Annotated in this window: 27 protein-coding genes and 3 pseudogenes; 18 read left to right on the forward strand and 12 right to left on the reverse strand. The window is 76.2% G+C overall.

The window, feature by feature from the left end:
* Positions 1–89 precede the first annotated feature (89 nt).
* The gene (locus ACI78Z_RS14075) at positions 90–383 is read right to left on the reverse strand and encodes a Dabb family protein (RefSeq protein ID WP_012949601.1); all 294 of its coding nucleotides are present in this window, start codon (positions 381–383) and stop codon (positions 90–92) included.
* Between the two features lie 87 nt (positions 384–470).
* On the opposite strand from ACI78Z_RS14075, the gene ACI78Z_RS14080 reads away from it, so the two are divergent.
* From ACI78Z_RS14080 to ACI78Z_RS14100, 5 genes are all read left to right on the forward strand, one after another.
* Positions 471–1,724 carry a glycosyltransferase family 4 protein gene (locus ACI78Z_RS14080; RefSeq protein WP_457037155.1) on the forward strand — a complete coding sequence of 418 codons (1,254 nt, stop codon included), beginning with the start codon at positions 471–473 and terminating at the stop codon, positions 1,722–1,724.
* Entirely contained in the window at positions 1,718–2,470 is a 753-nt protein-coding gene (locus ACI78Z_RS14085; protein ID WP_457037156.1) for a class I SAM-dependent methyltransferase, read from the forward strand. The genes ACI78Z_RS14080 and ACI78Z_RS14085 overlap by 7 nt, the downstream gene beginning before the upstream one ends.
* 40 nt (positions 2,471–2,510) lie before the next feature.
* Positions 2,511–3,557 carry a prenyltransferase gene (locus ACI78Z_RS14090; protein ID WP_457037157.1) on the forward strand — a complete coding sequence of 349 codons (1,047 nt, stop codon included), beginning with the start codon at positions 2,511–2,513 and terminating at the stop codon, positions 3,555–3,557.
* A complete protein-coding gene (locus ACI78Z_RS14095; RefSeq protein ID WP_457037158.1) occupies positions 3,554–4,414 on the forward strand; it encodes a glycosyltransferase family 2 protein in 861 nt (286 codons plus the stop codon). The genes ACI78Z_RS14090 and ACI78Z_RS14095 overlap by 4 nt, the downstream gene beginning before the upstream one ends.
* A gap of 98 nt (positions 4,415–4,512) precedes the next feature.
* A complete protein-coding gene (locus tag ACI78Z_RS14100) occupies positions 4,513–5,394 on the forward strand; it encodes a glycosyltransferase family 2 protein (RefSeq protein ID WP_457037159.1) in 882 nt (293 codons plus the stop codon).
* On the opposite strand, the gene ACI78Z_RS14105 is transcribed toward ACI78Z_RS14100, so the two are convergent.
* Positions 5,387–6,487, reverse strand: a complete 1,101-nt coding sequence (locus ACI78Z_RS14105) for a helix-turn-helix transcriptional regulator (RefSeq protein WP_457037160.1) — start codon at positions 6,485–6,487, stop codon at positions 5,387–5,389. The genes ACI78Z_RS14100 and ACI78Z_RS14105 overlap by 8 nt on opposite strands.
* Positions 6,488–6,626: 139 nt before the next feature.
* Between ACI78Z_RS14105 and ACI78Z_RS14110 the strand changes: the two genes are divergently transcribed.
* Positions 6,627–7,793, forward strand: a complete 1,167-nt coding sequence (locus ACI78Z_RS14110; RefSeq protein ID WP_457037161.1) for a flavin-containing monooxygenase — start codon at positions 6,627–6,629, stop codon at positions 7,791–7,793.
* Here ACI78Z_RS14110 and ACI78Z_RS14115 read toward each other — a convergent pair.
* Together ACI78Z_RS14115 and ACI78Z_RS14120 are read right to left on the reverse strand one after the other, a co-directional pair.
* Positions 7,783–8,154 carry a nuclear transport factor 2 family protein gene (locus tag ACI78Z_RS14115; RefSeq protein ID WP_457037162.1) on the reverse strand — a complete coding sequence of 124 codons (372 nt, stop codon included), beginning with the start codon at positions 8,152–8,154 and terminating at the stop codon, positions 7,783–7,785. The genes ACI78Z_RS14110 and ACI78Z_RS14115 overlap by 11 nt on opposite strands.
* Positions 8,151–9,230, reverse strand: coding sequence for a class I SAM-dependent methyltransferase (locus ACI78Z_RS14120; RefSeq protein WP_457037163.1), 1,080 nt, complete (start codon positions 9,228–9,230; stop codon positions 8,151–8,153). Before ACI78Z_RS14120 ends, ACI78Z_RS14115 begins: the two co-directional genes overlap by 4 nt.
* A gap of 63 nt (positions 9,231–9,293) precedes the next feature.
* Between ACI78Z_RS14120 and ACI78Z_RS14125 the strand changes: the two are divergent.
* The 3 genes and pseudogenes from ACI78Z_RS14125 to ACI78Z_RS14135 all read left to right on the forward strand — a co-directional run.
* Positions 9,294–9,599: pseudogene (locus ACI78Z_RS14125) on the forward strand (AfsR/SARP family transcriptional regulator); the annotation flags it as partial.
* A 109-nt stretch (positions 9,600–9,708) separates the two neighbouring features.
* Positions 9,709–10,674, forward strand: a pseudogene (locus ACI78Z_RS14130) (BTAD domain-containing putative transcriptional regulator); the annotation flags it as partial.
* A 1,143-nt stretch (positions 10,675–11,817) separates the two neighbouring features.
* Positions 11,818–12,534 (forward strand): tetratricopeptide repeat protein, encoded by a 717-nt coding sequence (locus ACI78Z_RS14135; protein WP_457037233.1) that lies wholly within the window; start codon positions 11,818–11,820, stop codon positions 12,532–12,534.
* Positions 12,535–12,672: 138 nt separating this feature from the next.
* On the opposite strand, the gene ACI78Z_RS14140 is transcribed toward ACI78Z_RS14135, so the two are convergent.
* Genes ACI78Z_RS14140 through ACI78Z_RS14155 form a run of 4 tightly spaced genes read right to left on the reverse strand, consistent with a single transcriptional unit; the run spans position 12,673 to position 15,317 of the window.
* A complete protein-coding gene (locus ACI78Z_RS14140; protein ID WP_457037164.1) occupies positions 12,673–13,005 on the reverse strand; it encodes a TraR/DksA family transcriptional regulator in 333 nt (110 codons plus the stop codon).
* Positions 12,995–13,615, reverse strand: coding sequence for a class I SAM-dependent methyltransferase (locus ACI78Z_RS14145; protein WP_457037165.1), 621 nt, complete (start codon positions 13,613–13,615; stop codon positions 12,995–12,997). Before ACI78Z_RS14145 ends, ACI78Z_RS14140 begins: the two co-directional genes overlap by 11 nt.
* 14 nt (positions 13,616–13,629) lie before the next feature.
* Positions 13,630–14,916, reverse strand: coding sequence for a YibE/F family protein (locus ACI78Z_RS14150; protein ID WP_457037166.1), 1,287 nt, complete (start codon positions 14,914–14,916; stop codon positions 13,630–13,632).
* Between the two features lie 50 nt (positions 14,917–14,966).
* Positions 14,967–15,317: an STAS domain-containing protein gene (locus ACI78Z_RS14155; protein ID WP_457037167.1), complete on the reverse strand. Its 351-nt coding sequence runs from the start codon at positions 15,315–15,317 to the stop codon at positions 14,967–14,969.
* Between the two features lie 142 nt (positions 15,318–15,459).
* On the opposite strand from ACI78Z_RS14155, the gene ACI78Z_RS14160 reads away from it, so the two are divergent.
* The 7 genes from ACI78Z_RS14160 to ACI78Z_RS14190 all read left to right on the forward strand — a co-directional run bounded on the left by ACI78Z_RS14160 (position 15,460) and on the right by ACI78Z_RS14190 (position 20,692).
* Entirely contained in the window at positions 15,460–16,350 is an 891-nt protein-coding gene (locus tag ACI78Z_RS14160; protein WP_457037168.1) for an oxidoreductase, read from the forward strand.
* Between the two features lie 130 nt (positions 16,351–16,480).
* Positions 16,481–16,978, forward strand: coding sequence for an Hsp20/alpha crystallin family protein (locus ACI78Z_RS14165; protein WP_457037169.1), 498 nt, complete (start codon positions 16,481–16,483; stop codon positions 16,976–16,978).
* 70 nt (positions 16,979–17,048) lie between these two features.
* A complete protein-coding gene (locus ACI78Z_RS14170) occupies positions 17,049–17,411 on the forward strand; it encodes a helix-turn-helix domain-containing protein (RefSeq protein WP_457037170.1) in 363 nt (120 codons plus the stop codon).
* 46 nt (positions 17,412–17,457) lie between these two features.
* On the forward strand, positions 17,458–17,763 hold the full coding sequence (locus tag ACI78Z_RS14175) for a metal-sensitive transcriptional regulator (protein WP_457037171.1): 306 nt from the start codon (positions 17,458–17,460) through the stop codon (positions 17,761–17,763).
* A 25-nt stretch (positions 17,764–17,788) separates the two neighbouring features.
* Positions 17,789–17,998 (forward strand): heavy-metal-associated domain-containing protein, encoded by a 210-nt coding sequence (locus ACI78Z_RS14180; protein WP_457037172.1) that lies wholly within the window; start codon positions 17,789–17,791, stop codon positions 17,996–17,998.
* A gap of 11 nt (positions 17,999–18,009) precedes the next feature.
* The gene (locus tag ACI78Z_RS14185) at positions 18,010–20,295 is read left to right on the forward strand and encodes a heavy metal translocating P-type ATPase (protein ID WP_457037173.1); all 2,286 of its coding nucleotides are present in this window, start codon (positions 18,010–18,012) and stop codon (positions 20,293–20,295) included.
* Between the two features lie 28 nt (positions 20,296–20,323).
* Positions 20,324–20,692: a hypothetical protein gene (locus tag ACI78Z_RS14190; protein ID WP_457037174.1), complete on the forward strand. Its 369-nt coding sequence runs from the start codon at positions 20,324–20,326 to the stop codon at positions 20,690–20,692.
* Positions 20,693–20,695: 3 nt separating this feature from the next.
* Here the strand turns inward: ACI78Z_RS14190 and ACI78Z_RS14195 are convergent, their stop codons facing one another.
* The 4 genes and pseudogenes from ACI78Z_RS14195 to ACI78Z_RS14210 form a co-directional block, all read right to left on the reverse strand.
* A complete protein-coding gene (locus ACI78Z_RS14195) occupies positions 20,696–20,905 on the reverse strand; it encodes a hypothetical protein (protein WP_457037175.1) in 210 nt (69 codons plus the stop codon).
* A pseudogene (locus ACI78Z_RS14200) lies at positions 20,899–21,363 on the reverse strand (IS982 family transposase); the annotation flags it as partial. The pseudogene ACI78Z_RS14200 and the gene ACI78Z_RS14195, both read right to left, overlap by 7 nt.
* Before the next feature lie 99 nt (positions 21,364–21,462).
* Positions 21,463–22,392: a M56 family metallopeptidase gene (locus ACI78Z_RS14205; protein WP_457037176.1), complete on the reverse strand. Its 930-nt coding sequence runs from the start codon at positions 22,390–22,392 to the stop codon at positions 21,463–21,465.
* Between the two features lie 25 nt (positions 22,393–22,417).
* Positions 22,418–22,780 (reverse strand): BlaI/MecI/CopY family transcriptional regulator, encoded by a 363-nt coding sequence (locus tag ACI78Z_RS14210; protein ID WP_457037177.1) that lies wholly within the window; start codon positions 22,778–22,780, stop codon positions 22,418–22,420.
* A 114-nt stretch (positions 22,781–22,894) separates the two neighbouring features.
* Here ACI78Z_RS14210 and ACI78Z_RS14215 point away from each other — a divergent pair, with 114 nt between their 5' ends.
* A complete protein-coding gene (locus tag ACI78Z_RS14215) occupies positions 22,895–24,454 on the forward strand; it encodes a cytochrome ubiquinol oxidase subunit I (protein ID WP_457037178.1) in 1,560 nt (519 codons plus the stop codon).
* A gap of 36 nt (positions 24,455–24,490) precedes the next feature.
* A complete protein-coding gene (gene cydB / locus ACI78Z_RS14220; RefSeq protein ID WP_457037179.1) occupies positions 24,491–25,507 on the forward strand; it encodes a cytochrome d ubiquinol oxidase subunit II in 1,017 nt (338 codons plus the stop codon).
* Positions 25,508–25,572 lie beyond the last annotated feature (65 nt).

The following is a 25,572-nucleotide window of genomic DNA, read 5'->3' on the forward strand; positions in this document are numbered from 1 at the left end:
GAGGACGAGTACACCGCCCGCACCGACCGCCAGCTGGTGCAGGTCGGCTTCATGCGCCGCTTCGACCCCGACCAACCCGAGGACCGCCGTCAGACCTCGTACTGGACGGCGCTGCGCGCGGCGAGGATCGGCTTCACGTGGTCGGCGATGACCTGCAGGTGCACCGGGTGGTCGGCGTAGCGCCGCCAGGCCTCGACGTCGGGGAAGTCGGCGACCAGCGCGGTGTGCGCGTTCCCCTCGCGCAGCCCGGCGTCCGGGCCGACCGCGAAGGAGGTCATCCCGCCCACCTCCTCGGGCAGCCGGCGAAGGGCGGCCAGGGTCTGCTCCCGGCGCTCCTCGTCGGCGTCGTCGGACCAGGTGAAGAGGACGACGTGGCGCAGCACGGCCGCGATCCTGTCAGCTCGGCGGTGCCGCCGCAGGGCCGGGCTCCCCGCAACGGCCGGTGACCGGGCTGGTTAGAGTCGCCGACCATGGGACGGCCGCTGCGGATCGCACTGCTGTCCTACCGCAGCAAGCCGCACAGCGGCGGGCAGGGCGTCTACGTCCGCGCTCTCTCCCGGGAGCTCACCGCCCTCGGGCACGGGGTCACCGTGGTCAGCGGCCAGCCCTACCCCGAGCTGGACGACGGCGTGCCGCTGACGCGGGTGCCGAGCCTGGACCTGTACCGGGAACCCGACCCCTTCCGCACGCCGCGGCCCGCGGAGTTCCGCGACCGGATCGACGTCCTCGAGTACGCCACGATGTGCACGGCCGGCTTCCCCGAGCCGCTGACCTTCAGCCTCCGGGCCGCCCGGCTGCTCCTCCCCCAGGCGCCGCTGTTCGACCTCGTGCACGACAACCAGTGCCTGGGGTCGGGGCTGCTGCAGCTCACCCGTGCCGGCGTGCCGACGGTGGCCACCGTGCACCACCCGGTCGCGATCGACCGCGACCTGGAGCTGGCCGCCGCGCCGTCCCTGCGTCGCCGGCTCAGCCTGCGCCGCTGGTACGGGTTCACGCGCATGCAGGCCCGCGTGGCACCGCAGCTGGACGGCGTCACCACCGTCTCGGAGAACTCCCGCCGCGACATCGAGACCCACCTCGGCGTCCCGGCCGAGGCCATCTCGGTCATCCCGGTGGGCATCGACCCCGGCGTCTTCACGCCGCCCCCCGCCGACCGGCCCCGGGACCCGGACTCGATCGTCGTCACCACCAGCGCCGACGTCCCGCTCAAGGGGCTGGTGCACCTGCTCGAGGCGGTCGCCAAGCTGCGCACCGAGCGGGCGGTGCGGCTGACCGTCGTCGGCACCGCGCGGCCGGGCGGGCCGGCCGAGGCCGCACTCGACCGGCTGGCCCTGCGCGACGCCGTCCGCTTCACCGGCCCGCTGCCGGAGGCCGACCTGGTCGCGCTGCTGCAGAGCGCCGCCGTCGTCGCCATCCCGTCCCTGTACGAGGGCTTCTCGCTCCCGGCGATCGAGGCCATGGCCTGCGGCACCGCGCTGGTCACCACCGACGCCGGGGCGCTGCCGGAGGTCGTGGGCAGCAAGGCGGGCCTGCGGGCGCGCGCCGGCGACGTCGGCGAGCTGACCGCGGCGCTGCAGCTGGTGCTCGACTCGCCGTCCCTCGCCGACCAGCTGGGCCGGGCCGGCCGGCGCCGGGTGCTGGCCTCCTACACCTGGCGGTCGACCGCCGAGCGGACGGCGGAGTGGTACGCCGAGGTGCTGGACCGGAAGCGCGGCACGTGCTGACGGTGGACTACGAGCGGCTGGACCTGCGCCCGGGGATGACCGTCCTGGACCTGGGCTGCGGCGAGGGCCGGCACGCGTTCGAGGCCTACCGGCGCGGCGCCCGCGTGGTCGCCGTCGACCGGGGCGCGTCCGAGGTCGGGACGACGAAGCGCTGGCTGGGCGCCATCGCCGACGCGGGCGAGGCCCCGGCGGGCGCGGCGTACGAGGTGGTGCGCGCCGACCTCCTGGCGCTGCCCTTCCCCGACGACAGCGTCGACCGGGTGATCGCGTCGGAGGTGCTCGAGCACATCCCCGACGACGCCACCGCGATCGCCGAGATCGCCCGCGTGCTCAAGCCGGGCGGCACGGTCGCGGTGACCGTGCCGCGGTACGGCCCGGAGCGGGTCTGCTGGGCTCTGTCGGACGCCTACCACGCCAACGAAGGCGGCCACATCCGCATCTACCGGGGCGACGTGCTGAGGGCGCGGCTGTCCGCCGCCGGCCTGGTGCCGGGCGGCCAGCACCACGCGCACGCGCTGCACGCGCCGTTCTGGTGGCTCAAGTGCGCCGTCGGCGTCGACCGCGACCCGGCCGCCGTCCGCGCCTACCACCGGCTGCTGGTGTGGGACCTGACCGAGCGGCCGTGGCCGACCCGGTTCGCCGAGCGGCTGCTGGACCCGGTGATCGGCAAGAGCCTGGTGGTCTACGCGCGGAAGCCCGTCCTGACCTCGGCCGTGGAGCCCGAGCTGGAGCGGACCGCTGTCTGAGCTGCTCCCCGAGCTGCCCGGCGTCCTGAGCGGGGAGCAGGTGCGCGCCACCGTCGCGGCGATCGCCGCCGAGCAGGACGCCGACGGCGCGCTGCCCTGGTTCCGCGGTGGGCAGCTGGACCCCTGGGACATGGTCGAGGCCGCGATGGCCCTGGACGTCGGCGGGGAGCACGACCGGGCGCGGGCGGCCTACCGGTGGCTGGCCCGCCGGCAGCGGCCGGACGGCTCGTGGGCCGCGGAGTACCGGGACGGCGCGGAGGTCTCCCCCGCCGCGGAGAGCAACCACGCCGGCTACCTGGCGGTCGGGGTCTGGCACAGCTGGCTGTGCACCGGCGACGAGGAGCTGGTCGCCGCAGCGTGGCCCGCCGTGCGCCGCGGCCTGGACCTGGTGACCCGCATGCAGCTGTCCGGCGGCGCGGTCGGCTGGGCGCTGCGGCCCGACGGCACCGCCGACGACACCGCGCTGCTCACCGGCAACGGCAGCCTGTTCCAGGCGCTGCGCTGCGGGGTCGCGCTGGCCGGCCTGACCGGTGAGCCCCAGCCGGACTGGGAGCTCGCCGTCACCGACCTGGGTGCCGCGCTGCGCGGCCGGCCGGAGGCCTTCGCCGACCGGTCGCGCTACTCGATGGACTGGTACTACCCGGTGCTGGGCGGCGCGGTCACCGGCGAGGCGGCCGACGCCCGGCTGGCGGCCGGCTGGGACCGCTTCGTCGTCCCCGGGCTGGGGGTGCGCTGCGTCGCCGACCGGCCGTGGGTGACCGGAGCGGAGACCTGCGAGCTGGCCCTGGCGCTGGCCGCTGCCGGCCGCCCGGACGCCGCGCTGGAGCAGGTGGCGGCGATGCAGCACCTGCGGGCGGACGACGGGTCGTACTGGACCGGCTACGTCTACCCCGACGACGCCCGCTGGCCGGTCGAGCGGACGACGTGGACCGCGGCGGCCGTCGTCCTCGCCGCCGACGCCCTCTCCGGCGCGACCCCGGCGGCGGGCCTGTTCACCGACCCGGGCGCGCTGCCCGCGGCCGGGACGGGAGCATCACAGGAGACCGCCGGTTGGCTGCCCGGCGCTGCGGGCAGGGGGAGGCCGTGAGCAGCTCTCCCCGCCCCGGCGACGTCGCCGTCGTCGTCATGAGCCAGAACCGCCGCGAGGACCTCCTGCGCACGCTGCCCCGCCACGAGGCGCCGGTCGTGCTCGTCGACAACGCCTCCACCGACGGCACCGTCGAGGCGGTGCGCGCGGCCCTGCCCGAGGTGACGGTCGTCCCCCTGGAGCGCAACGTCGGGTCCTACGCGCGCACCCTCGGCGTCGAGCGGGCCGGCACCGAGTTCATCGCCTTCGCCGACGACGACTCGTGGTGGGCGCCCGGCGACCTCGCCCGCGCCGTGGAGGTCATGCGGGCGCACCCGCGGCTCGCGGTGCTCAACGCGCGGATCCTGGTCGGCCCCGAGGAGCGGCTCGACTCGTTCTGCACGGAGCTCGCGCGCAGCGCCCTGGGGACGCCCGACGACCTGCCCGGCCCGGCGCTGCTCGGGTTCATCGCCTGCGGCGCGCTGGTGCGCACCGAGGCCTTCCTGGCCGTCGGCGGCTTCGACCCCGTCGTCCGCTTCCCCGGCGAGGAGGAGCGGCTGTCGCTGGACCTGGCCACGGCCGGCTGGGGCATCGCCTACGTCGACGGCGTCACCGTGCACCACCACCCCTCGACGAGGCGGTCCGCACCGGAGGGCCGGCGGACGGCCATCTGGCGCAGCCGGCTGCTCACCGCGGTGATGCGCCGTCCGTGGCCGGAGGTGACCGGACTGGTGCTGGAGGCGCTGCGGACCGGCGCGCCCGAGCGCCGCGGGCTGCTGCGCGCGCTGCCGGAGGTGCCCGCCGCGCTGCGCCGCCGCCGGGTGATCCCGGAGCGCGTCCGCGCCGACCTGCGCGTGCTGGCCGAGGCCGCGGCATGACGACGACGAAACGCGCCGTCACGGCCGGCCTCCCTGCAGGGCCCCGGCGCGAGCCTGCGAGCGATGGGGGGCAGGGAGGTCCTTTCAGCGATCCGCGGGTGTCGGTCGTCGTCATCACCCACCAGCGCCGCGACGAGGTGCTGCTCGCCCTCTCCCGGCTGGTCGCGCTGCCCGAGCAGCCGCACGTCGTCGTCGTGGACAACGGCTCGACCGACGGGACGTCACAGGCGGTCGCCGAGCGGTTCCCGCAGGTGGAGCTGGTCGCCAGCCCGGAGAACCTCGGTGCGATCGGCCGCAACGTCGGCGTGGCCCGGGTGCACACCCCCTACGTCGCGTTCTGCGACGACGACACCTGGTGGGACCCGGGCTCGCTGCGCGCCGCCGCCGACGTCCTCGACGCGCACCCCCGCCTGGCGGTGCTGACCGCCCGGATCCTGGTCGAGCCCGGTGGCCGCGAGGACCCGATCGTCCCCGAGCTGCGCGACTCCCCCGTGCGGGGTGCGGACTGGCTGCCCGGCCCGGCGCTGGGCTCCTTCCTGGCCGGCGCGTCGGTGCTGCGCCGCGAGGCCTTCACCGAGGTGGGCGGCTTCTGCGAGCGGCTGTGGCTCGGCGGCGAGGAGGAGCTGATGGCCGGCGACCTCGCCGCCGCCGGGTGGGAGCTGTGCTACCTGCCCGCGCTCACCGTGCACCACCAGGCGTCGAAGGCCCGGGACTCCCACCGGCGGCGCCGCGACGGCATCCGCAACACCCTCTGGACGACGTGGCTGCGCCGTCCCGCCCGCCCGGCGCTGCGCCGGACGCTGCACCTGCTGCAGACCCTGCCGCGGGACCGGGTGACCGCCCAGGGCCTGTGGGCCGCGGCCCGCGGGCTGCCGTGGGTGCTGCGTGAGCGGCGGGTGCTGCCGCCGCACGCCGAGGCCCGCTTCGCCGCCCTCGAGCACGCCCAGCGGACGTCGACCGCCCGCCGCTACGTCAGCTGACCGGTCCGACGGGGCCGCCCGCGGGAGACGCCGGATGCTGGTCGGTCAGCAGCGCGGCGAGCTCCGGGCGGCTGCTCACCCGCAACTTCGCGAAGACCGCCTTCACGTGGTCGCGCAGCGTGTGGGGTGAGATCCACAGCCGCTGGGCGATGTCCGGGACGGAGCCACCGGCCAGGAGCAGCTGGGTCACCTGCTGCTCCCGCGGAGTGAGGTCCCCGAGAGCGAGGACCACGGGCGCCAGCTCGGCGCGCCCGGCCGGCTCCACGACGACGGCCACCCGCACCGCGGGAGGGTCCTGCTCGCCGGAGCCGGCCAGGCAGGTGCCGCGCACGAGCACGTAGCGCCCGCTCCGGCCCCGGACCCGTGCCTTCGCCGGGCCGCCGGACACCGTCCCGGCGGCCAGCAGCCGCGCCTGCCGGGCGACGGCGACGACGACGGGCGGCGGGTCGGCCCCGGCGTCGGGCAGGTCCCGCAGCCACCGGTCGGCCTCCTCGCTGCGGACCTCCACCCTGTCGTCGCCGTCCAGCACGAGGACTCCGGGCCCTCCGCTCACGGGCGGGCCGCCGGTGACGGCGAGGGCCGTGCGCAGCCCGGAGGCCACGTGCCCGAGCAAGCCGGCCATCCACTCCTCGTCGGCCGCGCTGAACGCCGGGGCATCCGCCCGGCGGGTCAGGCAGATCTCGCCCCAGCAGGCATCACCGGTACGGACGACCGCGCGCAGCTCGTCACCGAACCCCTCGGGGGCGTACAGCCGGCGATGGCGCGAGCTGCGCTCCAGGTGTCCTCCCGTCGCCGCGCCGAGCCGGGCCACCGGGCGGCGACGCCGGGCCAGGCGCGCGAAGCTGTTGACGTCGTCGGTCGCCAGCTCGTGCGCCACCAGCCCCCGGTAGAGGGAGGGGGACACGTTGGTCGCAACGACACCGGTGCCGAGCATCGTCCCGGGATCGGTCAGCACCCAGCCGGACGCGTGGGACGGGACCACCGGTGCGATCAGCGCGGCGACCTGGGCCAACAGCTCCAGGGGCAGCCGGCCGCGGGCGCAGGCGCGGACGACGGCGTCGCGAGCGGCGGCCCGCTCGGGGGCACGACCCACGGCACCACCATGCGTCGCCCGGCCCGCCAGCGTCCACCCCCGCCGGTGCCGGGGATCCCCCACCTGCGGGATGGACCGGCGCGCGCGCCGGTGCCCACCATGGCCGGCGACAGCCGATCGGCGCGGCAGGGAGCACGCCATGCGAGAGGACATCCACCCAGTGGTCGTCGTCGGCGCGGGACCGACCGGGCTGGCGGTCGCCGCGGAGCTCGGCCTGCGCGGCGTGGCGGTGGTGGTCCTGGAGCGCGGGGACGCCGCGGGCGCGGCCTGGCGCAGCCGCTACCGGGCCCTGCGGCTCAACAGCGGCCGGGCCTTCTCCGCGCTGCCGGGACTGCGCTTCCCCCCGGAGACGCCGGTGTTCCCGACGCGCGACCAGTTCGTCGCCTACCTCGACGCGTACGCGGCCCGGCACGGGATCGCGGTGCGGACCGGGGTCCACGTCCGCAGGATCGACCGCGACCCGGCCGGCTGGCGGCTGGACACCGACATCGGGCCGGTGACCGCCGCCCAGGTGGTCGTCGCCACCGGTCTGCTGGCCGAGCCGCGGCTGCCCGCCGCCCTGGCCGGGGCCCCGGCCGGACTGCCGGTCGTCCACTCCGCCCGGTACGTCGACGCCACCCCGTACGCGGGGCGCGACGTGCTCGTGGTCGGCGCCGGCTCCTCCGGCATGGAGATCGCGCACGACCTGGTCTCGGGAGGTGCGCGCCGCGTCCTGCTGTCGGTCCGGACGCCGCCCAACGTGCTGCCCCGAGCGGTGGCGGGCCGGCCCGGGGACCTCGCCGTCCACCTGCTGGAGCGGCTGCCCCCGCGGCTGGCCGACCCGCAGGCGCGGCTGGTCCGCCGGCTGACCATCGGCGACCTGGCGCCATGGGGGCTCCCGGTGCCCGCCACCGGTCCGTTCGCGCGGCTCCGGGAGCCCGGTGACGCGGGTCCGGCCGTCGTCGACCGGGGTGTGGTCGACGACGTCCGGGCCGGCCGGATCGCCGTCGTCCCCGCGCTCTCCGGGGCCGACGGCGACGGCGGGCTGCGGCTGGCCGACGGGAGCACCGTCCGGGTCGACGCCGTCGTCGCCGCCACGGGGCTGACCAGCGGGCTGACGCCGCTGGCGGGGCACCTGGGGGTGCTGGACGCCGCCGGGCTGCCCACGGCCACGGACGACCGCGCCGCGCTCCCGGGCCTGCGGTTCGTCAACTTCGGGATGACCCCCGGCCTGCTGCGGGCCGCCGGGGTCCGCGCCCGCCGCACCGCGGCCGCGGTCGCGGGGGAGGCGTCGAGCCGCACGACGGCGACCCCGGTCAGCCCTTGACGTAGGACAGCTTCTCGGTGACCAGGTCGTCCCGGACGGTGAACAGGTCGATTCCCCGCACGGAGCCGGCACCGGTGCCGCTCCCCCACCGGTAGGTCCAGCGCACCACCGCCCGCTCGCCGCAGACGAGCACCTCCTCGGTCTCGAACCGGGCGCCGGGCGTGGCGAACACCTGCTCCCAGCACCGGCGCACCGCGCCCTGCCCGCAGTGCCGGCGCCCGGCGGGCGGATCGGTCGACTCGAACACGCAGTCCTCGGCCATCGCAGCCATGACCGCGTCGACGTCGCCGCGGCCGAAGGCCTCGAGGAACCGGCGGACGACACCCGCTGTTCCTGTCAGGGCGCCCACCGGGCCGCTCACGGCCGGGCCTCCAGCACCAGGTTGAACGGCGTCCCCGCCGCTCGCCGGACCCGGTCGAAGCCGGCCGCCGTCAGGACCTCGCGCAGCCGGGCCTCCCCGGCCTGGGCGCCGAGAGCGACGCCGACCTCCTGCGCCCGCGAGCCGGGGGTGCAGATCATCGTGGAGGCCGAGTAGAACACCCGCCCCACCGGGGTGAGGTTGTCCTCCGGCCGGTCCCCGGCGTAGGGCTCGACGAGCATCCAGGTGCCGTCCCCGGCGAGGGTCTCCCGCACGTGGCGGGCCGCGCCCACCGGGTCCCCCATGTCGTGCAGGCAGTCGAAGAAGGTCACCAGGCCGTAGCCGCGGCCCGGGTAGTCCTTCGCCGTCGCCACCTCGAAGGTGCACCGGTCGGCGACCCCGGCCTCCTCCGCCCGCCGCCGGGCAGCCTCGATCGACGGGCCGTGTGAGTCGAAGCCGGCGAACGCCGACCCCGGGAAGGCCCTGGCCATCAGGATCGTCGAGGAGCCGTGGCCGCAGCCGACGTCGGCCACCTGGGTGCCGGCCCGCAGACGGTCGGCGACCCCGTCCAGCGCCGGGATCCACGCGTCCACCAGGTTGGCGGTGTAGGTCGGCCGGAAGAAGCGCTCGGTGCCGTCGAAGAGGTCGCGGTCGTGCGCTCCCCAGTCCACGCCCGTGCCGGTGCGGAAGGCGTCGGCGACCAGGTCGACGTCCTTGATGGTCGAGGCGGCGACCTGCAGACCACCCGGGGCGAACAGGGGATTGTGCTCGTCGGTGAGCGCGAGCGCCTGCTCCGGTGAGAGCCGGTAGCGGTGCTCCTCGGCGTCGTACTCCGCGTACCCGCTCGCCGCCTGGGCGGCGAGCCACTCGGCCACGTAGCGCTCCTCGGTGCCGGTCCGGTCCGCCAGGTCCGCGGCACCGGTCCAGGTGCCGTCGGCCATGGCGCGGTAGAGCCCGAGCCGGTCCCCCAGGAGGACGGTGGCGCCGTGCAGCACGGCACCGAGGTCGCCGACGAAGCGGCCGACGAACTCCTGCAGCCGCTCCTCGTCGATCGGACGGGGCTCGATCGTGACGGTCATCGCGTGCTCCTCTCGTCCTGTACCTGCGACGGCGGGAGACTAGGAACGGCCGGTTGCAGCCCGATGGCGGCCGGCCGAGCAGATCCCGCTACCGGGAGTGGTGCGGTGACGGCAGGACGACGGCCGCCCGGGCCCCAGCGTCTGGAGATCCGGCTGCTGGGCCCCTTCACGGTGCTGAAGGACGGCGTGCCCGTGCCGCCGGCGGCTTTCGGCGGGCGGCTGGCCCGCCGCCTCACCCGGGTGCTGGCCAGCCGGCCCGGCCGGCCGGTGAGCCGGGACGCGCTCGCCGACGTCCTGTGGCCGCACGACCGGCCGGCCGACCCGGACGCCAACCTCGCCGTCCTCGTGCACCGCGCCCGGCGGGCGATGGGCGCGTCCACCGCGCTGCGGACGACGCCGACGGGCTACCTGCTGGCCACCGACGCGCACTGCTCGGTGGACACCGAGCGCTTCCTGCGCGCGGTCGCGGAGGGGCGGGCCGGCCTCGGCGCCGGCCCGCCCCGGCCCTGCGCTGCGCTGCCTGGCCGAGGCGCTCTCCTGGTGGAGCGGCGACCCGCTGCCGGAGGACGACGACGGGGACTGGGCGCTCGACCACCGCGAGTCCGTCCGCCGGGCGAGGGAGCAGGCGCTCACCGGTGCCGCGGAGGCCGCGCTGCTCCTCGGCGACCCGTCCCGGGCCGTCGACTGGGCCGGTCAGGCGGTCGCGTTGGCGCCGCTGGACGAGCCGGCCGCCCGCCTGCTGGCCCGGGCGCGGGTGGCTGCGGGGGACCGGGCCGGGGCGCTGGCCGCGCTGGACGCGGTCCGGGACCGGCTGGCCGACGAGCTGGGGGTCAACCCCACGCCGGAGACCGCCCGCCTGCGCGTGCAGGTCCTCCGCGGCGACGTCCCGGCACCCGCCCATCCGGGGGTGGGTGCCGCCCGCGCCGTCCCCGGCCCGCCGTTCGTGGGCCGCGACGAGGAGCTCGCCGCGCTGCTCGGGCTGGTCCGGCGCCGCGGCGGGGGGATCGCGCTCGTGGCCGGCCGGGCGGGCAGCGGCAAGTCCCGCCTGCTGGCCGAGCTCGCCGCCTGCGCCGGCACCCCTGTGGTGGCCGCCCGGGCGTTCCTCCCGGAGCGGGGCACGCCCTGGGGCCTGGTCCGGAACCTGCTGCGCTCGGCCGCCGCTGCCTGCCCCGACGTCCCGGCGGCCCTGCCCTCCCGGCACCGGGCGGCCCTGGCCGAGCTGCTGCCTGAGCTGGCTGGCGGCAACGAGGTGGGTGACCGGAGCCCGCTGGAGCCACGGACGAGGCGCGCGCTGCTGACCGAGGCGGCGGTGCGGCTGCTGGGCGCGACGACCGCGGGCGGTGCGGTCGTGCTCGTCGACGACGTGCAGTGGAGCGACGCCAGCAGCCTGCACCTGCTCGCCCTCGTGGCCCACCGGCTCGACGGCATCACCCTGGTCCTCGCCTTCCGCCCGGAGGAGGCGGGCCCGGGCACGCCGGCCGCCGACCTGGTCGCCGGCCTCGAGGCCACCGGGCCCGTCCGGTCCCTGTTCCTCGGCCCGCTTCCCCCGGCGGCGCTCGCCGAGCTGGTCCCCTCCGGCGCACTGCTCGACGTGCTGGTCTCGCACACCGACCGCACGCCGTTCGCCGTGGCCGAGGTCCTGACCGCCCTCGAGGAGGAAGGCCGGGTCGTGCCGGGTGCCGGAGGGCGCTGGTTCCCCCGGTCCGACGACGCGGGATCACGCGCGGAGCAGCTGGCCCGGGAGGGGCAGCGACGCTCCGTGCTGTCCCGGACCCGGCGGCAGGACGAGGCCGGCCGCGCCGTGCTGTCGGTGCTGGCCCTGCTCGGCCGCGAGACGCCGATCCCCCTGGTCGCCGCGGCGGCGGGCCGGCCGGAGATCGACGTGGCCGCGGCGCTGGACCGCCTGCTGCGCGCCGAGCTGGTCCGGCCGGGGGCGGCCGGCTGGGCGGTCGGCCACGACCTCGTCGGTGAGGCGGTCGCGGACGGGCTCCTGCCGGCGGAGCGCTCCGCGCTGCACGCCCGGCTGGCCGGCGCACTCGCCGCGGGCGCCGCGGTGCCGGGTGAACGCGCCCGGCACCTGCTGGGCGCCGGGGACCCGGCCTCGGCCGCCGCTGCGCTGGCCGCGGACGCGGCCGAGCAGCTGAGCCGCCACGCCAACGAGGAGGCCGGCCACTTCGCCGGGCGGGCGCTCACCCTGGACCCTCCCGGTCCGCTGCGCGCGGAGCTGCTCGGCATCCGGGCCGAGGCCCGTGCCCGCACCGGGGACCTGGTCGGCGCCCGCGCCGACCTCCGCGCCGCGCTACGCCTGCCGCGGGAGGGCCCCGATCGGGCCAGGCTGCTGGCCAGGCTGGCGATGCTCAACGCCGGCGCCGAGGACCTGCGGCACGCGTCGGAGCTGGCGGAGCTGGCCCTGGTGGAAGCCGGACCCGACCATGCCGCCCGGGCCCGAGCGCTCGCCGTCGCGGCCGTGGTCGACATGAACCTGCAGCGGCGGGTCCGGGCGGCACGGCGGGCGGAGGAGGCGCGCCGGCTGTTCGCCGGCCTGGGGGACGCACACGGGGTCGCCGACGTCCTCGACGCCCGGGCCATGGCCGGTTTCCTGGACGGTGGGATCACCGCGGGCGTCACCCGCTTCGCCGAGGTCGCCCGCCTCTACACCGACCTGGGCGACCTGCTGCGCGTGGTCACCCCCCGGTCCACGCGGGCCCACGCGCTGCTGTTCGCCGGGCGCCCCGCCGAGGGCCTCCCCGACAGCGACGCCGCGGTGCGCCTGGCCCTGGACCTCGGCGCCCTGGAGGCCGAGGCGTACGCCCGCTGGCACCGGTCCGAGTTGCTGACCGGCTGCGGCCGCGTCGAGGAGGCGCTCGAGGACGCCGCCCGGGCGCTGGCCGCGGCCGAGCAGCTGGCGCACCGGGGCTGGACGGCCACAGCCCTGCGCGCGCAGGGGCTAGCGCTCCGGGCATCCGGGCGGACGCCCGCGGCCGAGTCCGTGTTCCGTCGGTCGCTGGCCGCAGCGGCCGGCCTGCCCCTGTTCACCTGCTGGGCCCACGCCCAGCTCGCCCTCGTGCTGACCGACCAGGGGCGGCTGGCCGAGGCCGCGGACCACGTCGCACGCGCCCTGGCCACGGGGCCGCCCCTGGGTCGCTACGAGGCCCGCCTGGCCGAGGTGGTGCTGGCCCGGGCCCGCGGCGACCCCGATGCGGGCGCCCTCGCCGCCGGGGCTCTACGGCGGGCCCGCTCCGGCGGGCACCTCATGAGCGCGCGGCTGCTCGCCGCCGGGGAGGGTCAGGACCGGCGGCCGTGACGGCGTCCGCCCGGACCGCCCGCCGCTACGTCTCCTCAGCGTCCAGGACGGCTGGACCACGCCCAGCGGACGTCGACCGCACGGCGCTACGTCAGCTGACCCAGCGGCGTTTTCCGCGGAAACCGCCGGACCGCGGGCTCAGCGGGCGCAGGCGATGCAGGTGCGCGCGGCGGGGCGGGCGGCCAGCCGCTCGGGCGCGATCGGCTTCCCGCAGGACTCACAGCGGCCGTAGGTGCCGGCCTCGAGGGCGGTGACCGCTGCGTCGACGTCGGCCAGCCGGCGGCGCGCCTGCTCCAGCAGCGCCGCCACCTGCTGGCGCTCGAACGCGATCGTCGCGCCCTCCGGGTCGTGCTCGTCGTCGGCGTTGGAGGACCTCGACGCGGCGACGACGGCGTCGAACTCCCCGGTCAGCGCGGCGATCTGGGCCAGGACCGCGGCCCGCTCGCCGGCCAGCGCGTCCTCAGCGGTCACGGCGCAGCAGCCGCAGCGACCCGGTGCCGGGCAGCTCGGTGAACTCCCCCGACGCGAGCACCCGCCGGTAGACCCCGTAGGGCGCCTGCCCGCCGTCGGCCGGGTCGGGGAAGACGTCGTGGATGGCCAGCGTGCCGCCGACCGCCAGCTTGGCCACCCAGGCGTCCTGGTCGCGGCGGGCCGACTCCTCGGTGTGCGAACCGTCGAGGAACAGCAGCGCCAGCGGGGTGGCCCACAGCGGGGCGAGGGTCTCCGAGCGGGCGACGACGGCGATGACGACGTCCTCGGCGCCGGCGTCGGCGATCGTCCGGCGGAACCGCGGCAGCGTGTCGACCAGCCCGACGGCGGGGTCGACCAGCGCCGGGTCGTGGTACTCCCAGCCCGGCTGGTGCTCCTCCGAGCCGCGGTGGTGGTCGACGGTGACCACCTGCCGGCCGGTCTCCCGCGCCGCGGCGGCCAGGTAGAGCGCCGACTTCCCCATCCAGCTGCCCACCTCGAGCAGCGGCCCCGGGACGGCGACCGTCCGGGCCGCCTCGTACAGCGCCGCCCCCTCGTCGTCGGGCATGAAGCCGGGAGCGGCGCGGGCGGCGGTGAGCAGGTCGGGGGTCACGGTCCCAGCCTCGCTCACCGGGCGAAGCGGGCCCGCAGCGCGGTCAGCCGCCGCTCGGTGGCCGCGCCGGCCGCGGTGCCGGCGGCCTTGGCGAAGAACGCGCCGGCCGCCGTCGTCACCGGGACGGCGAGCACCAGGGCGATCGAGCCGACCAGCGTGCGGATCACCTCCTCGGCCATCGCCGAGCTGGTGAGGACGACGTCCCACGGCTGGGCGTAGACCTCGAACAGCATGAGCAGCGGCAGCGAGGCGCCCGCGTACGCGAAGACGATCGTGTAGACGGTCGAGGCGATGTGGTCGCGGCCCACGGCCATCCCGCGGCGGTACAGCTCCCCCCAGCTCATGCCGGGATCGACCTCGTGCAGCTGCCAGATCGCCGAGGCCTGGGTGATCGTCACGTCGTTGAGCACGCCGAGCCCGGCGACGACCACGCCGGCGAGCACCAGGCCGGAGAAGTCGATGGCCGGGTCGTAGGTCTGCAGCCGCACCGTCTCCTCGCTGGTCAGGCCGGTCAGCCGCGCCGTGGCCACCGCCACCGCCCCGAGGACGGCGACCAGCGCCAGGCCGAACATCGTGCCCACCAACGCCGTCGTCGTCCGGGCCGAGAAGCCGTGCGCCAGGTAGAGGACGACGAACATGATCGCGGCCGAGCCGACCAGGCTGACCAGCGTGGGCGAGGAGTCCCCCAGCAGGCCGGGCAGCAGGAACTGCAGCATCACGAAGAACGCGAACGCCAGGCCGACCAGGGCGGCCAGCCCCCGCAGCCGGGCGACGGCCACGGTGACGACGGCGAAGGCGACGGTGAGGGCGACGATCGGCACGTCCCGCTCGTAGTCGTAGAACGCGTACAGGCCGGCGCCCTCCGCCCCGGGGTCCCGGGTGAGCACGAGGACGTCCCCCTCGGCGATCCCGGCGGCGTAGACCTCCGCCGGGAGCTCGAGCTGCTGGAACTCCCCCGCGCCGACTCCGTCGAGCACCTCGACGACGACGGTGGCGCAGGTCAGCTGCTGCGCCGGCTGCCCCTCCCCGCCGGGGAACGAGCAGTCGTAGGGCTCGACCGTCGAGACCCGGCCCTCGGGATAGGTGGTCCCCGGCGGGAGGAACAGCTCGGCGGCCTGCTCGGCGCGGCTCGGCTCGCCCGAGGGCCACAGCACCACCAACCCGACGACCGTGGCCAGGCCCATCGGCACGAGCAGCAGCAGCATCAGCCAGACCGCGCGCCGTCTCCGGGCCAGGACCTCGGGGGTCGGCGGCGGCGCGTCCGGGTCGGGACCGTGGCTGTGGGTGGCACTCGACGGCACCCGGTCAGGCTAGGAGCTCAGGTCCGGCGGGCCGGTCGCGACACCGGGACTCAGGCCGGTCCGCCCTCCCGGTCGACGCGGTCGTCCACCACCCCCTCCCCCTCGACCGTGAAACGCAGCCACAACCCGGACAGCTGCAGCGGGCGGGTGATCGCCGGGGGCGGGGCGACCAGCACGACGTCCACGCCCCGCGGCTGGCCCAGCTTCTGCAGCTGCACCAGCACGGCCACCCCGGCGGAGTTGAGGTAGGTGGTGCCCCGGAGGTCCAGGCGCACCTGCCGCAGGTCCGGGCGGCCGAGCAGCAGGTCGGTCATCGTCCGGACCAGGGGACGCCGGGCTCCCTCGGTCAGCTCGCCACCGACGGTCAGCGTCGCGACGTCGCCGTCCAGGTCGGTGGTCACCTCCGGCTCCACGTCGGCGTGCCCCTGCTGTTCCGGTTCCCCCTGCGCTCGGGGGGCGCTGGTGTCGTCCACGGCCGTTCCCTGCCCCGGGGACGCGCCGCTCACGCGCGGGCCATCGTGTCGCGTGCCTACCGTCGGGCCCATGCACCCCTCCTGGAGCACCGCGGACATCCCCTCGCAGACCGGCCGCACCGTCGTGGTGACCGGGGCGACCAGCGGCCTGGGCCTGGTCACCGCCCGGGAACTGGCCCGCGCGGGCGCGCGGGTCGTCCTGGCCGTGCGCGACCCCGCGCGCGGCGAGCGGGCCGCCACCACGATGTCCGGGGACGTCGAGGTGCGGCGGCTGGACCTGGCCGACCTGGCCTCGGTGCGGGCGTTCGCGGCCGGCTGGAGCGGCGACCTCGACGTCCTGGTCGACAACGCCGGGATCATGATGGTGCCGGCCGGGCGGACCGTGGACGGGTTCGAGCGGCAGTTCGGCACCAACCACCTCGGCCACTTCGCGCTCACGGTCCTGCTGCTCCCGCACGTCACCGACCGGGTGGTGACGCTGTCGTCGTCCGTGCACCGGGCCGGGCGGATCGACCTCGACGACCTCAACTGGGAGCGCCGTCCGTACTCGGCCACCGGCGCCTACGCGCAGTCCAAGCTGGCCAACCTGTTGTGCACCCTGGAGCTGCAGCGCCGGCTGAGCGCGGCCGGCTCCCGGGTGCGGGCGCTCGCGGCGCACCCCGGCTGGGCGGCCACCGAGCTGCAGGGCCGGACCGGCAACCCGATCAGCGACCGGGCGATGCGGCTGGGCAACCTGCTGGTCGCGCAGTCCGCCGAGCAGGGCGCGCTGCCGACGCTGGCCGCCGCCGTCCTGGACCTGCCCGGCGGCAGCTACCTGGGCCCGCGCGGCCTGGGCGAATGGCGCGGGGCGCCCACGCTGGTCGGTCACTCACCGGCGGCCAGTGACCCGGAGCTCGCCCGGCAGCTGTGGGTGGCCTCCGCCGAGCTGACTGGCGTGGACATGCCCGCCGCGGTCGCCTGAGCGAGCCGGGAACAAATCTCGGCGGTGGACGTTTACTCCGGTGCATGCTCGAGGTATTCTCCAGTTGCCACTAGAGGATGACCTCGGGCAGCGAACACGCCAGTACGACCACCAGGAGGTTGACACAGCCATGGCCATGCTGACCGCCTACGACCCGTTCGCCGCCACGAACGCCGCCTTCCGGGCGCTGGACCAGCTGACCGGTCGCGGCGGCGGGCTGACCGCTCGCCCGCTGTCGGGCATGCCGATGGACGCCTATCGCGTCGGTGACAACTTCGTCGCCCACTTCGACCTGCCCGGCGTCGACCCCGGCTCGATCGACCTGCAGGTCGAGGGCACCACGCTGACCGTCACCGCGGAGCGCTCGGTGCCGCAGGTGGAGAACGCCGAGTGGGCGATCGCGGAGCGGCCCTACGGCAGCTACACGCGGCAGCTCGTCCTCGGCCGCAGCCTGGACACCGACCGGCTGGAGGCGCACTACCACGACGGCGTGCTCACGGTGAGCATCCCGGTCGCCGAGAAGGCGAGGGCCCGCAAGATCACGGTCAGCCGCGCCGACACGCCGGTCGCCGTGGAGGGGCGGACCATCGAGGGCGAGTCGTCGGAGCGCAAGTCCGTCGAGAGCTGATCGGCGACTCCCCGAGGGCCGGGTCCACGCGGACCCGGCCCTCGTGCCATCCACGACCCGGAGGCCCGCCATGACCACCGCACCCGGCTCACGGGAGGGCGACGACCCGGTCGGGCGCCTCGACGACCCCGACTTCCCCGCCCTGACCATGAGCCAGGCCGCCGCGCTGCTCGGCGTCCAGGCGGCCTTCCTGCGCAGCCTCGACACCGCCGGCGTCCTCCAGCCGCACCGCTCCCCCGGCGGACACCGCCGCTACTCCCGCCACCAGCTCGCCCTCGCCGCGCGGCTGCGCGGTCTGCTCGACGAGGGGCACACGCTGGCGTCGGCCGAGGTGATCCTCGGGCTGCAGGACGAGCTGGCCGACGCCCGGGCCGACAGCGAACGGCTGCAGGCCACCGTGGACCGGCTGCGGGGCGGGGACACCCGCGGGTGACGGGCGGCGCGCGGCACTGCATGCCCTAGGGGGGTACGGTTGTCCCGTGGACAGCACGGGAGCAACCGGCGGGCACGGCTACATCCACCGCAAGGACGACTACCTCAAGCGGCTGCGCCGCATCGAGGGTCAGGCCCGCGGGCTGCAGCGGATGGTCGAGGACGAGAAGTACTGCATCGACATCCTCACGCAGGTCTCGGCGATGACCAAGGCGCTGCAGTCGGTCGCCCTCGGCCTGGTCGAGGAGCACCTGTCGCACTGCGTCGTCCAGGCGGCCCAGGCCGGCGGCCGCGAGGCCGACGAGAAGGTCCGCGAGGCCGCCGAGGCCATCGCCCGGCTCGTCCGCTCCTGAGACACCCCCCCGAGAGGAACCCAGCGTGAGCACCGCCAGCTACACCGTCGTCGGCATGACCTGCGGCCACTGCGTCACCGCGGTGACCGAGGAGGTCAGCGCCGTCCCCGGGGTCACCGCCGTCGACGTCGACCTGGCCAGCGGCGGCCTGACCGTCACCAGCACCGAGCCGGTCGACGAGGGCGCCGTCCGCGCCGCCGTCGAGGAAGCCGGCTACGAGGTCGCCGGCAGCTGAGGGAGACCCCGATGAGCGCCCCCGACGTCCGGACCGGCGAGGTCGAGCTGCTGATCGGCGGCATGACCTGCGCGTCGTGCGCCGCGCGCGTCGAGAAGAAGCTCAACCGGATGGACGGCGTCACCGCGACGGTCAACTACGCCACCGAGAAGGCGCGGGTGTCCTTCGGCGGGAACGTCACGACCGACGACCTGATCGCCACCGTCGAGAAGACCGGCTACACCGCGGCGCTGCCCGAACCGCCCGCGCGGGAGGACGAGCCCGCCGACGACGACGCCAGCCGGCCCCTGCGGCAGCGGCTGCTGGTCTCCACGCTGCTCACCGTGCCGGTGGTCGCGATGGCGATGGTGCCGGCGCTGCAGTTCACCTCCTGGCAGTGGCTCTCGCTCACCCTGGCCGCGCCGGTCGTCGTGTGGGGTGGGCTGCCGTTCCACCGCGCCGCGTGGACCAACCTGCGGCACGGCACGGCCACCATGGACACCCTGGTCTCCCTCGGCACCGGGGCGGCGTTCCTCTGGTCGCTGTACGCGCTGTTCCTCGGCACCGCCGGGGAGCCGGGCATGACGCACCCCTTCGAGCTGACCATCGCCCGCACCGACGGCAGCGCGAACACCTACCTCGAGGCCGCGGCGGGCGTGACCACGTTCCTGCTGGCCGGGCGGTACGCCGAGGCCCGCTCCAAGCGCCGGGCCGGGGCGGCACTGCGCGCGCTGCTGGAGCTCGGCGCCAAGGAGGCCACGGTGCTGCGCGGCGGCACCGAGACGCGGGTGCCGGTGGACCGGCTGGCGGTCGGCGACCTGTTCGTCGTCCGGCCCGGGGAGAAGATCGCCACGGACGGCGTGGTGACCGAGGGTGCGTCGGCCGTCGACGCCTCGATGCTCACCGGCGAGTCGGTCCCGGTCGAGGTCGGCCCGGGCGACGCCGTCGCCGGCGCGACCGTCAACGCCGGGGGGCGCCTGGTGGTGCGGGCCACGCGGGTGGGGTCGGAGACGCAGCTGGCGCAGATGGCCCGGCTGGTGGAGGAGGCGCAGAACGGCAAGGCCGACGTGCAGCGGCTGGCCGACCGGGTCTCCGGCGTCTTCGTGCCCGTCGTGCTGGCGCTCGCCGTCGCGACGCTCGGTTTCTGGATCGGCACCGGAGCCGGCCTCCCCGCCGGGTTCACCGCCGCCGTCGCGGTGCTGATCATCGCCTGCCCGTGTGCGCTGGGGCTGGCCACGCCGACCGCGCTCATGGTCGGCACCGGCCGCGGCGCCCAGCTCGGCATCCTGATCAAGGGCCCGGAGGTGCTGGAGTCCACCCGCGCCGTCGACACCGTGGTGCTCGACAAGACCGGCACGGTCACCACCGGCCGGATGACCCTGGCCGACGTCGTCCCCGCGACCGGGGAGGACGCCGATCGGGTGCTGGCGCTGGCCGGCGCGGTCGAGTCCGGCTCCGAGCACCCGGTCGCGCGGGCCGTCGCGGAGGCGGCCGCCGCGCGCACCGGCCCGCTGCGGCCGGTCACCGGCTTCGCGAACGAGGCCGGGCTCGGCGTGCGGGGCGTCGTCGACGGGACGACGGTGCTCGTCGGGCGGGCCGGCCTGCTCGACGGCACCGCCGTCCCGGCGGAGCTCACCCGGGCGCAGGCCGAGGCGGAGGCCGCCGGGCGGACTGCCGTGCTCGTGGCGTGGGACGGCGTCGCCCGCGGGGTGCTCGCGGTCGCCGACGCGGTGAAGGGGACCTCGGCCGAGGCGGTGCGCCAGCTGCGCGACCTGGGCCTGGACCCGGTGCTGCTGACCGGCGACAACGCGACGGTGGCCCGCGCGGTCGCCGCCGAGGTCGGCATCGACGAGGTGGTCGCCGAGGTGCTGCCGCGAGACAAGGTCGACGTCGTCCGCCGGCTGCAGGCGGAGGGCCGGGTCGTGGCGATGGTCGGCGACGGGGTCAACGACGCCGCGGCGCTGGCGCAGGCCGACCTGGGGCTGGCCATGGGCACCGGCACCGACGTGGCGATCCAGGCCTCCGACCTCACCCTGGTGCGCGGCGACCTGCGCGCCGCGGCCGACGCGATCCGGCTGGCCCGCCGCACCCTCGCGGTCATCAAGGGCAACCTGTTCTGGGCGTTCGCCTACAACGTGGCGGCGATCCCGCTGGCCATGGCGGGGCTGCTCAACCCGATGATCGCCGGTGCCGCGATGGCGTTCAGCTCGGTGTTCGTGGTGACCAACAGCCTGCGGCTGCGCCAGTTCGCCCCGCTGCCGGGCAACGCGGACGCGACCACCGCCGTCCCGTCCGGACGGGCCGCGGTTCCCGTCTGACCCCCGTCGGACGATCGGAGGCACGACCATGACCGGGGACGAACGGCGCCGCTGGCTCACCCGCCTGCTCGCCGGAGCCGGAGCCGCCTGGGGGCTCATCCTGCTCGCCGCACCGCGGCGGGTCGTCGACGCCCTGTGCCCGGAGCTGCCCGGGTCCCGGCGCTGGGCGGTGCCGCTGCTGGGAGCCCGGCTCGTGGTCCAGCACGGCGCCGTCCTGGCCGTTCCGGAGCCGCGGGTCGTCCGCGTCGGCTCGGCCGTCGACCTGCTGCACGCCGCGAGCATGGCGCCGCTGGTGCGCTCGGCGCGCTACCGGCGAGCGGCGCTGATCAGCGGCACGGTCGCGGTGGGGTACGCCGCACTGGCCCCGGCCGTGGCACCACGGCCGGGGCGCCGGTGACGGTCAGCACCCCGCGGCGGCCGGAAGAGGTCGTGCGGCAGCACCGCCACGCCGGTCGGCACGTCCCGGGACCAGCCGGGCGCCGGTGTGCGCGCGCTCCCAGTAGAGCTGCGCCGACGACGGCCCGGTGCGGGTGAACCAGTAGACGGCGACGTCGGTCAGCAGCTGGTCGACGTCGACCTCGCTCGCCGGGTCGGTCCACTGGGCAGCCACAGCCCCCAGAAGTAGCGGCTGTGGCTGGCGCAGTAGCCGTACTCGGCCCAGCCGGCGAGCTCCGAACGGAGTGCGGCCGGGCGAGAGCGGGCGCATTCGATCGGGGTGGAGTCGACCACCCACACGTCGTCGGCCCACGGGCTGGTGTCGGTGGCCAGGGCCCGGATCAGCCAGGTCACGGTGCCGGCGAGCCGGCGCAGCCGCTTGTTGTCGCCGGGCTGGCCGGGCAGGTAGGGAAACAGCGGGTGCAGCTGCCGGTCGGCGAACCGCAGCCAGCGCGCCTCGCTGGTGAACCCCGGCAGCGCCTGCAGCACCGCCAGGGTCACCAGCTCGGCATCGCTGATCCGCGGGGCGGTGCCGCCCGTCGGCCGCCAGGGCCGACGCTCCGGCGCGGCCTTCAGCAGATCATCGGTGCGGGCATACAGTGCCGTCGCGAGGGCGTCCAGGTCGGCGTCCACGAGGGTCTCCCGGCTCGACGCTGGGTCAGCAACGCCAAGCCTGAGCACCCTCGCCCGTGATCACACCGGCCGCAGCCCGGACCCCTTGGGATCAGTCAGCTAGAGCGCCGGGAGCAGCAGGAGAGCGGTCGGCACGAGCAGCAGCAGGCCGGCCGACAGCAGCGCGGCCAGCCGCGCCCAGGCCGGCAGGGGGGACGGCGGCTCGAGCAGCCGCACCACCCGCGCCCCGACCGCGCTGCCGGTGACCGCGAGCGCCCCGGACGGCACGCCCGCTCCCCCGGCGCCGTCGGCCGCGACGACGATCGCCTGGGCCAGGGTGCGCCGCGGCGCGGGACCGGGCAGCGAGCCGAGCGCGACGTCGTCGGCCCGCATCTCCACCAGCGTGCGCACCGCGACGTGCGCGCGGGCCGCGGCGGGCAGCACCGGGAGCGCGGCCTCCCACGCCACGAACGGCAGCAGGTAGAGGTGGTGGTGCTCGCGCAGGTGCGCCCGCTCGTGCGCGACGACGGCGGCCAGCTGGGCGTCGTCCAGCTCGGCGACCATGCCGGAGGAGAGCACCAGCAGCGGCCGCGCGCCGGGGATGCAGAAGGCGACCGGCGCGGGGTGCTCGAGCAGCCGGGCGTCGGGCAGCGAGGCCGGCTGCACGACGAGCTCCAGCAGCTCGCGGTGCCGGCGGCGGGTGCGCGCGGTCCGCACCCAGGACAGCAGCAGCACCCCGACCAGCTCGGTGGCCAGCACCCCGGCGAGGGTCAGCGTGACCCAGTGGTCGCCCCGGACCGGCGCCTCGGCGGAGTGCCCGGTGGCCACCGCCCAGGCCGCCTCGGGCAGCGAGTGACCCCACGGCGCGAGGCCGTGCACGAGCAGCGCGCCGATGATCGACAGGCCGCCGGCCAGCCCGATCGCCTGCCAGCAGACCAGGGCGACGAGCGGGTCGCGCCGCGGCCAGCGGGCGCGCCCAAGGAGCACCGGCACCGGCCACGCCAGCAGCGCGGCCAGCACGGCGAGGGCGGCCGCGGTGGCGGGCAGCACGGGGGCGGCGGGGCGGGTCGGGGGGTCAGCGAGCGTCGTCCGGACCGGCCGCCGCGAGCAGCTCGCGCAGCAGCCGGGCCTCGTCGGGGTCGACGCCGCCGACGAAGCGGGCCAGCACCGCCTGCCGGTCCCCGGCCTGCCCGAGCACCTCGTGCATCAGCTCGGCAGCGTGGTCCTCGCGAGTGCCGCGGGCGCGGAACCGCCGCGGCCGGGCGTCGTCGTGGACCACGAAGCCCTTCTGCTCCAGCCGGCTCAGCACGGTGTGCACGGTGGTCAGCGCGAGGCCGCGGTCGGCCAGGCCGTCGCGCAGCTCGGTCGCGGCCAGCGGTCCCTCGGCCGACCAGAGCCGGTCCATGACCGCCCGCTCGAGGTCTCCCAGCGACGCCATGGCTCCTCCTGTCCCCGGGATCACACCGGCATGTTCTACGTCCTGTAGAAGAAGTCCTTCTACGAGGCGTAGAAAGAACGTGTCGATCGTACGACGACCGGAGAGGGGCCCGCGGTGGACGTCCTGGACGTGGCGCGCTGGCAGTTCGGGATCACGACCGTCTACCACTTCCTGATGGTCCCGCTGACCATCGGGCTGGGGGTCCTGGTCGCCGTCATGCACACGCTGTGGGTGCGCACCGGCAAGCCGGAGTGGCTGCGGATGACCCGCTTCTGGGGCCGCGTCTACCTCATCAACTTCGTGCTCGGCGTGGCCACCGGGCTGGTGCAGGAGTTCCAGTTCGGCCTCGCCTGGAGCGAGTACTCCCGCTTCGTCGGCGACGTCTTCGGCTCGCTGCTGGCGCTGGAGGCCCTGCTGGCCTTCTTCCTCGAGTCGACCTTCCTCGGCCTGTGGATCTTCGGCTGGGGCCGCATCCCGAAGAAGCTGCACCTGGCCGCGCTGTGGGCCGCGGTCATCGGCTCGATCGTCAGCGCGTACTTCATCATCGCGGCCAACTCGTGGATGCAGCACCCGGTCGGCGTGGAGGTCGACGACGCCACCGGCCGCCCGGTGCAGGTGGACTTCCTCGCCGTCCTGACCAACAACACCGCGCTGGCCGCGTTCAGCCACGCGATCGTCGCGGCGCTCATGGTGGCCGGCGCGCTGCTGGTCGGCATCGGCCTGTGGCACCTGCGCCGCCGGAAGCTGGCCGAGCAGCCGACCACGGACGTCTCGGGCGGGCGGGTCGACGACGTGGTCTGGCGCCGCTCGGTCCGGCTGGGCGGGTGGGTGTCGCTGGCCGCGTTCCTCCTGGTCGCCCTCACCGGCGACTGGCAGGGCAAACTCATGTACGAGCAGCAGCCGCTCAAGATGAGCTCGGCCGAGGCGCTGTGCGAGACCGAGGCGCCGGCGTCCTTCTCGGTCCTCGCCTGGGGCAAGCTCGGGTCCAACGAGTGCGACGACGTCCACTCGATCACCGTCCCCTACCTGCTCTCCTACCTGGCGCACGGCGACTTCTCGACCGCCGTCCCCGGCGTCAACGAGCTGCAGGAGGAGTACGCCGCGGTCTACGGCGCGACCTATCCCGACGACCCGTCGCGGTTCGGCGCGCTGGCCGGCGAGGAGATCGACTACACGCCGCTGCTGGGCGTCACCTACTGGAGCTTCCGGCTGATGATCGGCATGGGCGCGGTCTCGGCCGGGGTCGCCGCCTACGCGCTGTGGGCCACCCGGAAGGGTCGGGTGCCGACCTCGCGGATCGGCGTGTACGGCTCGCTGCTCGCCGTCGCCGCGCCGTTCGTGGCCAACGCGACCGGCTGGATCTTCACCGAGATGGGCCGCCAGCCCTTCGTCGTCCACCCCAACCCCGACGTCCCGGTCGGGGAGCAGACGTACTTCTTCACCGCCCAGGCCGTCTCCCCCGGCGTCACCGCCGCCGAGGTCTGGACGTCGCTGTCGCTGCTCACCCTCGTCTACGGCGCGCTGGCCGTCGTCGAGCTGTGGCTGATCACCCGCTTCGTGCGCCGCGGCGTCACGGCGGGCGACGGCGCCCCCACCCCGGGACACACCCCCGAGGGGACGCCGGAGTCCCGTGCGGACGACGCCGACGACGACGTCCTGTCCTTCGCCTACTGAGTCCTCGTCCACCCACCCACCCCAGGAGCCAACCCCGTGGACCTGCAGACCCTCTGGTTCGCCGCCGTCGCCCTGCTGTGGACCGGCTTCCTGCTGCTCGAGGGCTTCGACTTCGGCGTCGCCGCGCTGCTGCCGGTGCTCGGCCGCCGCACCGCCGACCGGCACCTCATGCTGCGCACCATCGGCCCGCTCTGGGACGGCAACGAGGTCTGGCTGATCACCGCCGCCGGCGCGGTCTTCGCCGCCTTCCCCGGCTGGTACGCCACCTGGCTGCCCGCGCTGTACCTGCCGTTCGTGCTGGTGCTCTTCGGGCTGATCATCCGGGCGGTCGCCTTCGAGTGGCGGCACTCGCACCACACCGCGGCCTGGGACACCACCTGGACGCGGGTCATCACCGCCGGCTCGCTGATCGCCGCGGCCGGCGTCGGCGCCGCACTCGGGGCCACCACGCTGGGCCTGCCGATCGACGCCGACGGCAACCGGGTCGGCGGCGCCTTCTCGGGGCTGGGCTGGCCGGCGCTGCTGGGCGCGGTCGCCGTCCTGGCCTTCTCGGTGGTGCACGGGGCGGTGTTCCTGTCGCTGAAGACCGACGGCCCGCTGCGGATCGCGGCCCGGCGCTTCGCGCTGCGGTGGGCTCCGCTGGCCGCGCTGCCGTTGCTGGCCTGGGCCGGCGTGGTGCACCTGCGGTACGGGACGCCGGTGACCGGGGCGCTGTGGCTGGTCGCCGCGCTCGCCGTCCTGGTCGCCTGGGCGCGGCTGCGGGTCGGCCGCGAGGGCCAGGCGTTCGCCGCGTGGGGCGGGATGCTGGCCGCGGCGGCCGCGACGCTGTTCGGCGCCGCGTACCCGGTCGTCGTCCCCTCGACGATCGACGCGGCGTTCGACGTCACGATCGCCGACGCCTCGGTCAGCGACTACACGCTCACCGTGATGACCTGGGCCGCCGGCATCGGCCTGCCCGTGGTGCTCGGCTACCAGGCCTGGACCTACTGGGTGTTCCGCAAGCGGCTGGCCGCCGAGCCGCAGCACGGCGAGACTGCCGGGGCGCGCGCGTGACCGGAGGCGGCGATTTCCGCGGAAAATGCCGGTCGGACCGGGGACCGCTCGGCGCGCTGGCCGGC

This window comes from Geodermatophilus sp. SYSU D01176 (assembly GCF_054050015.1).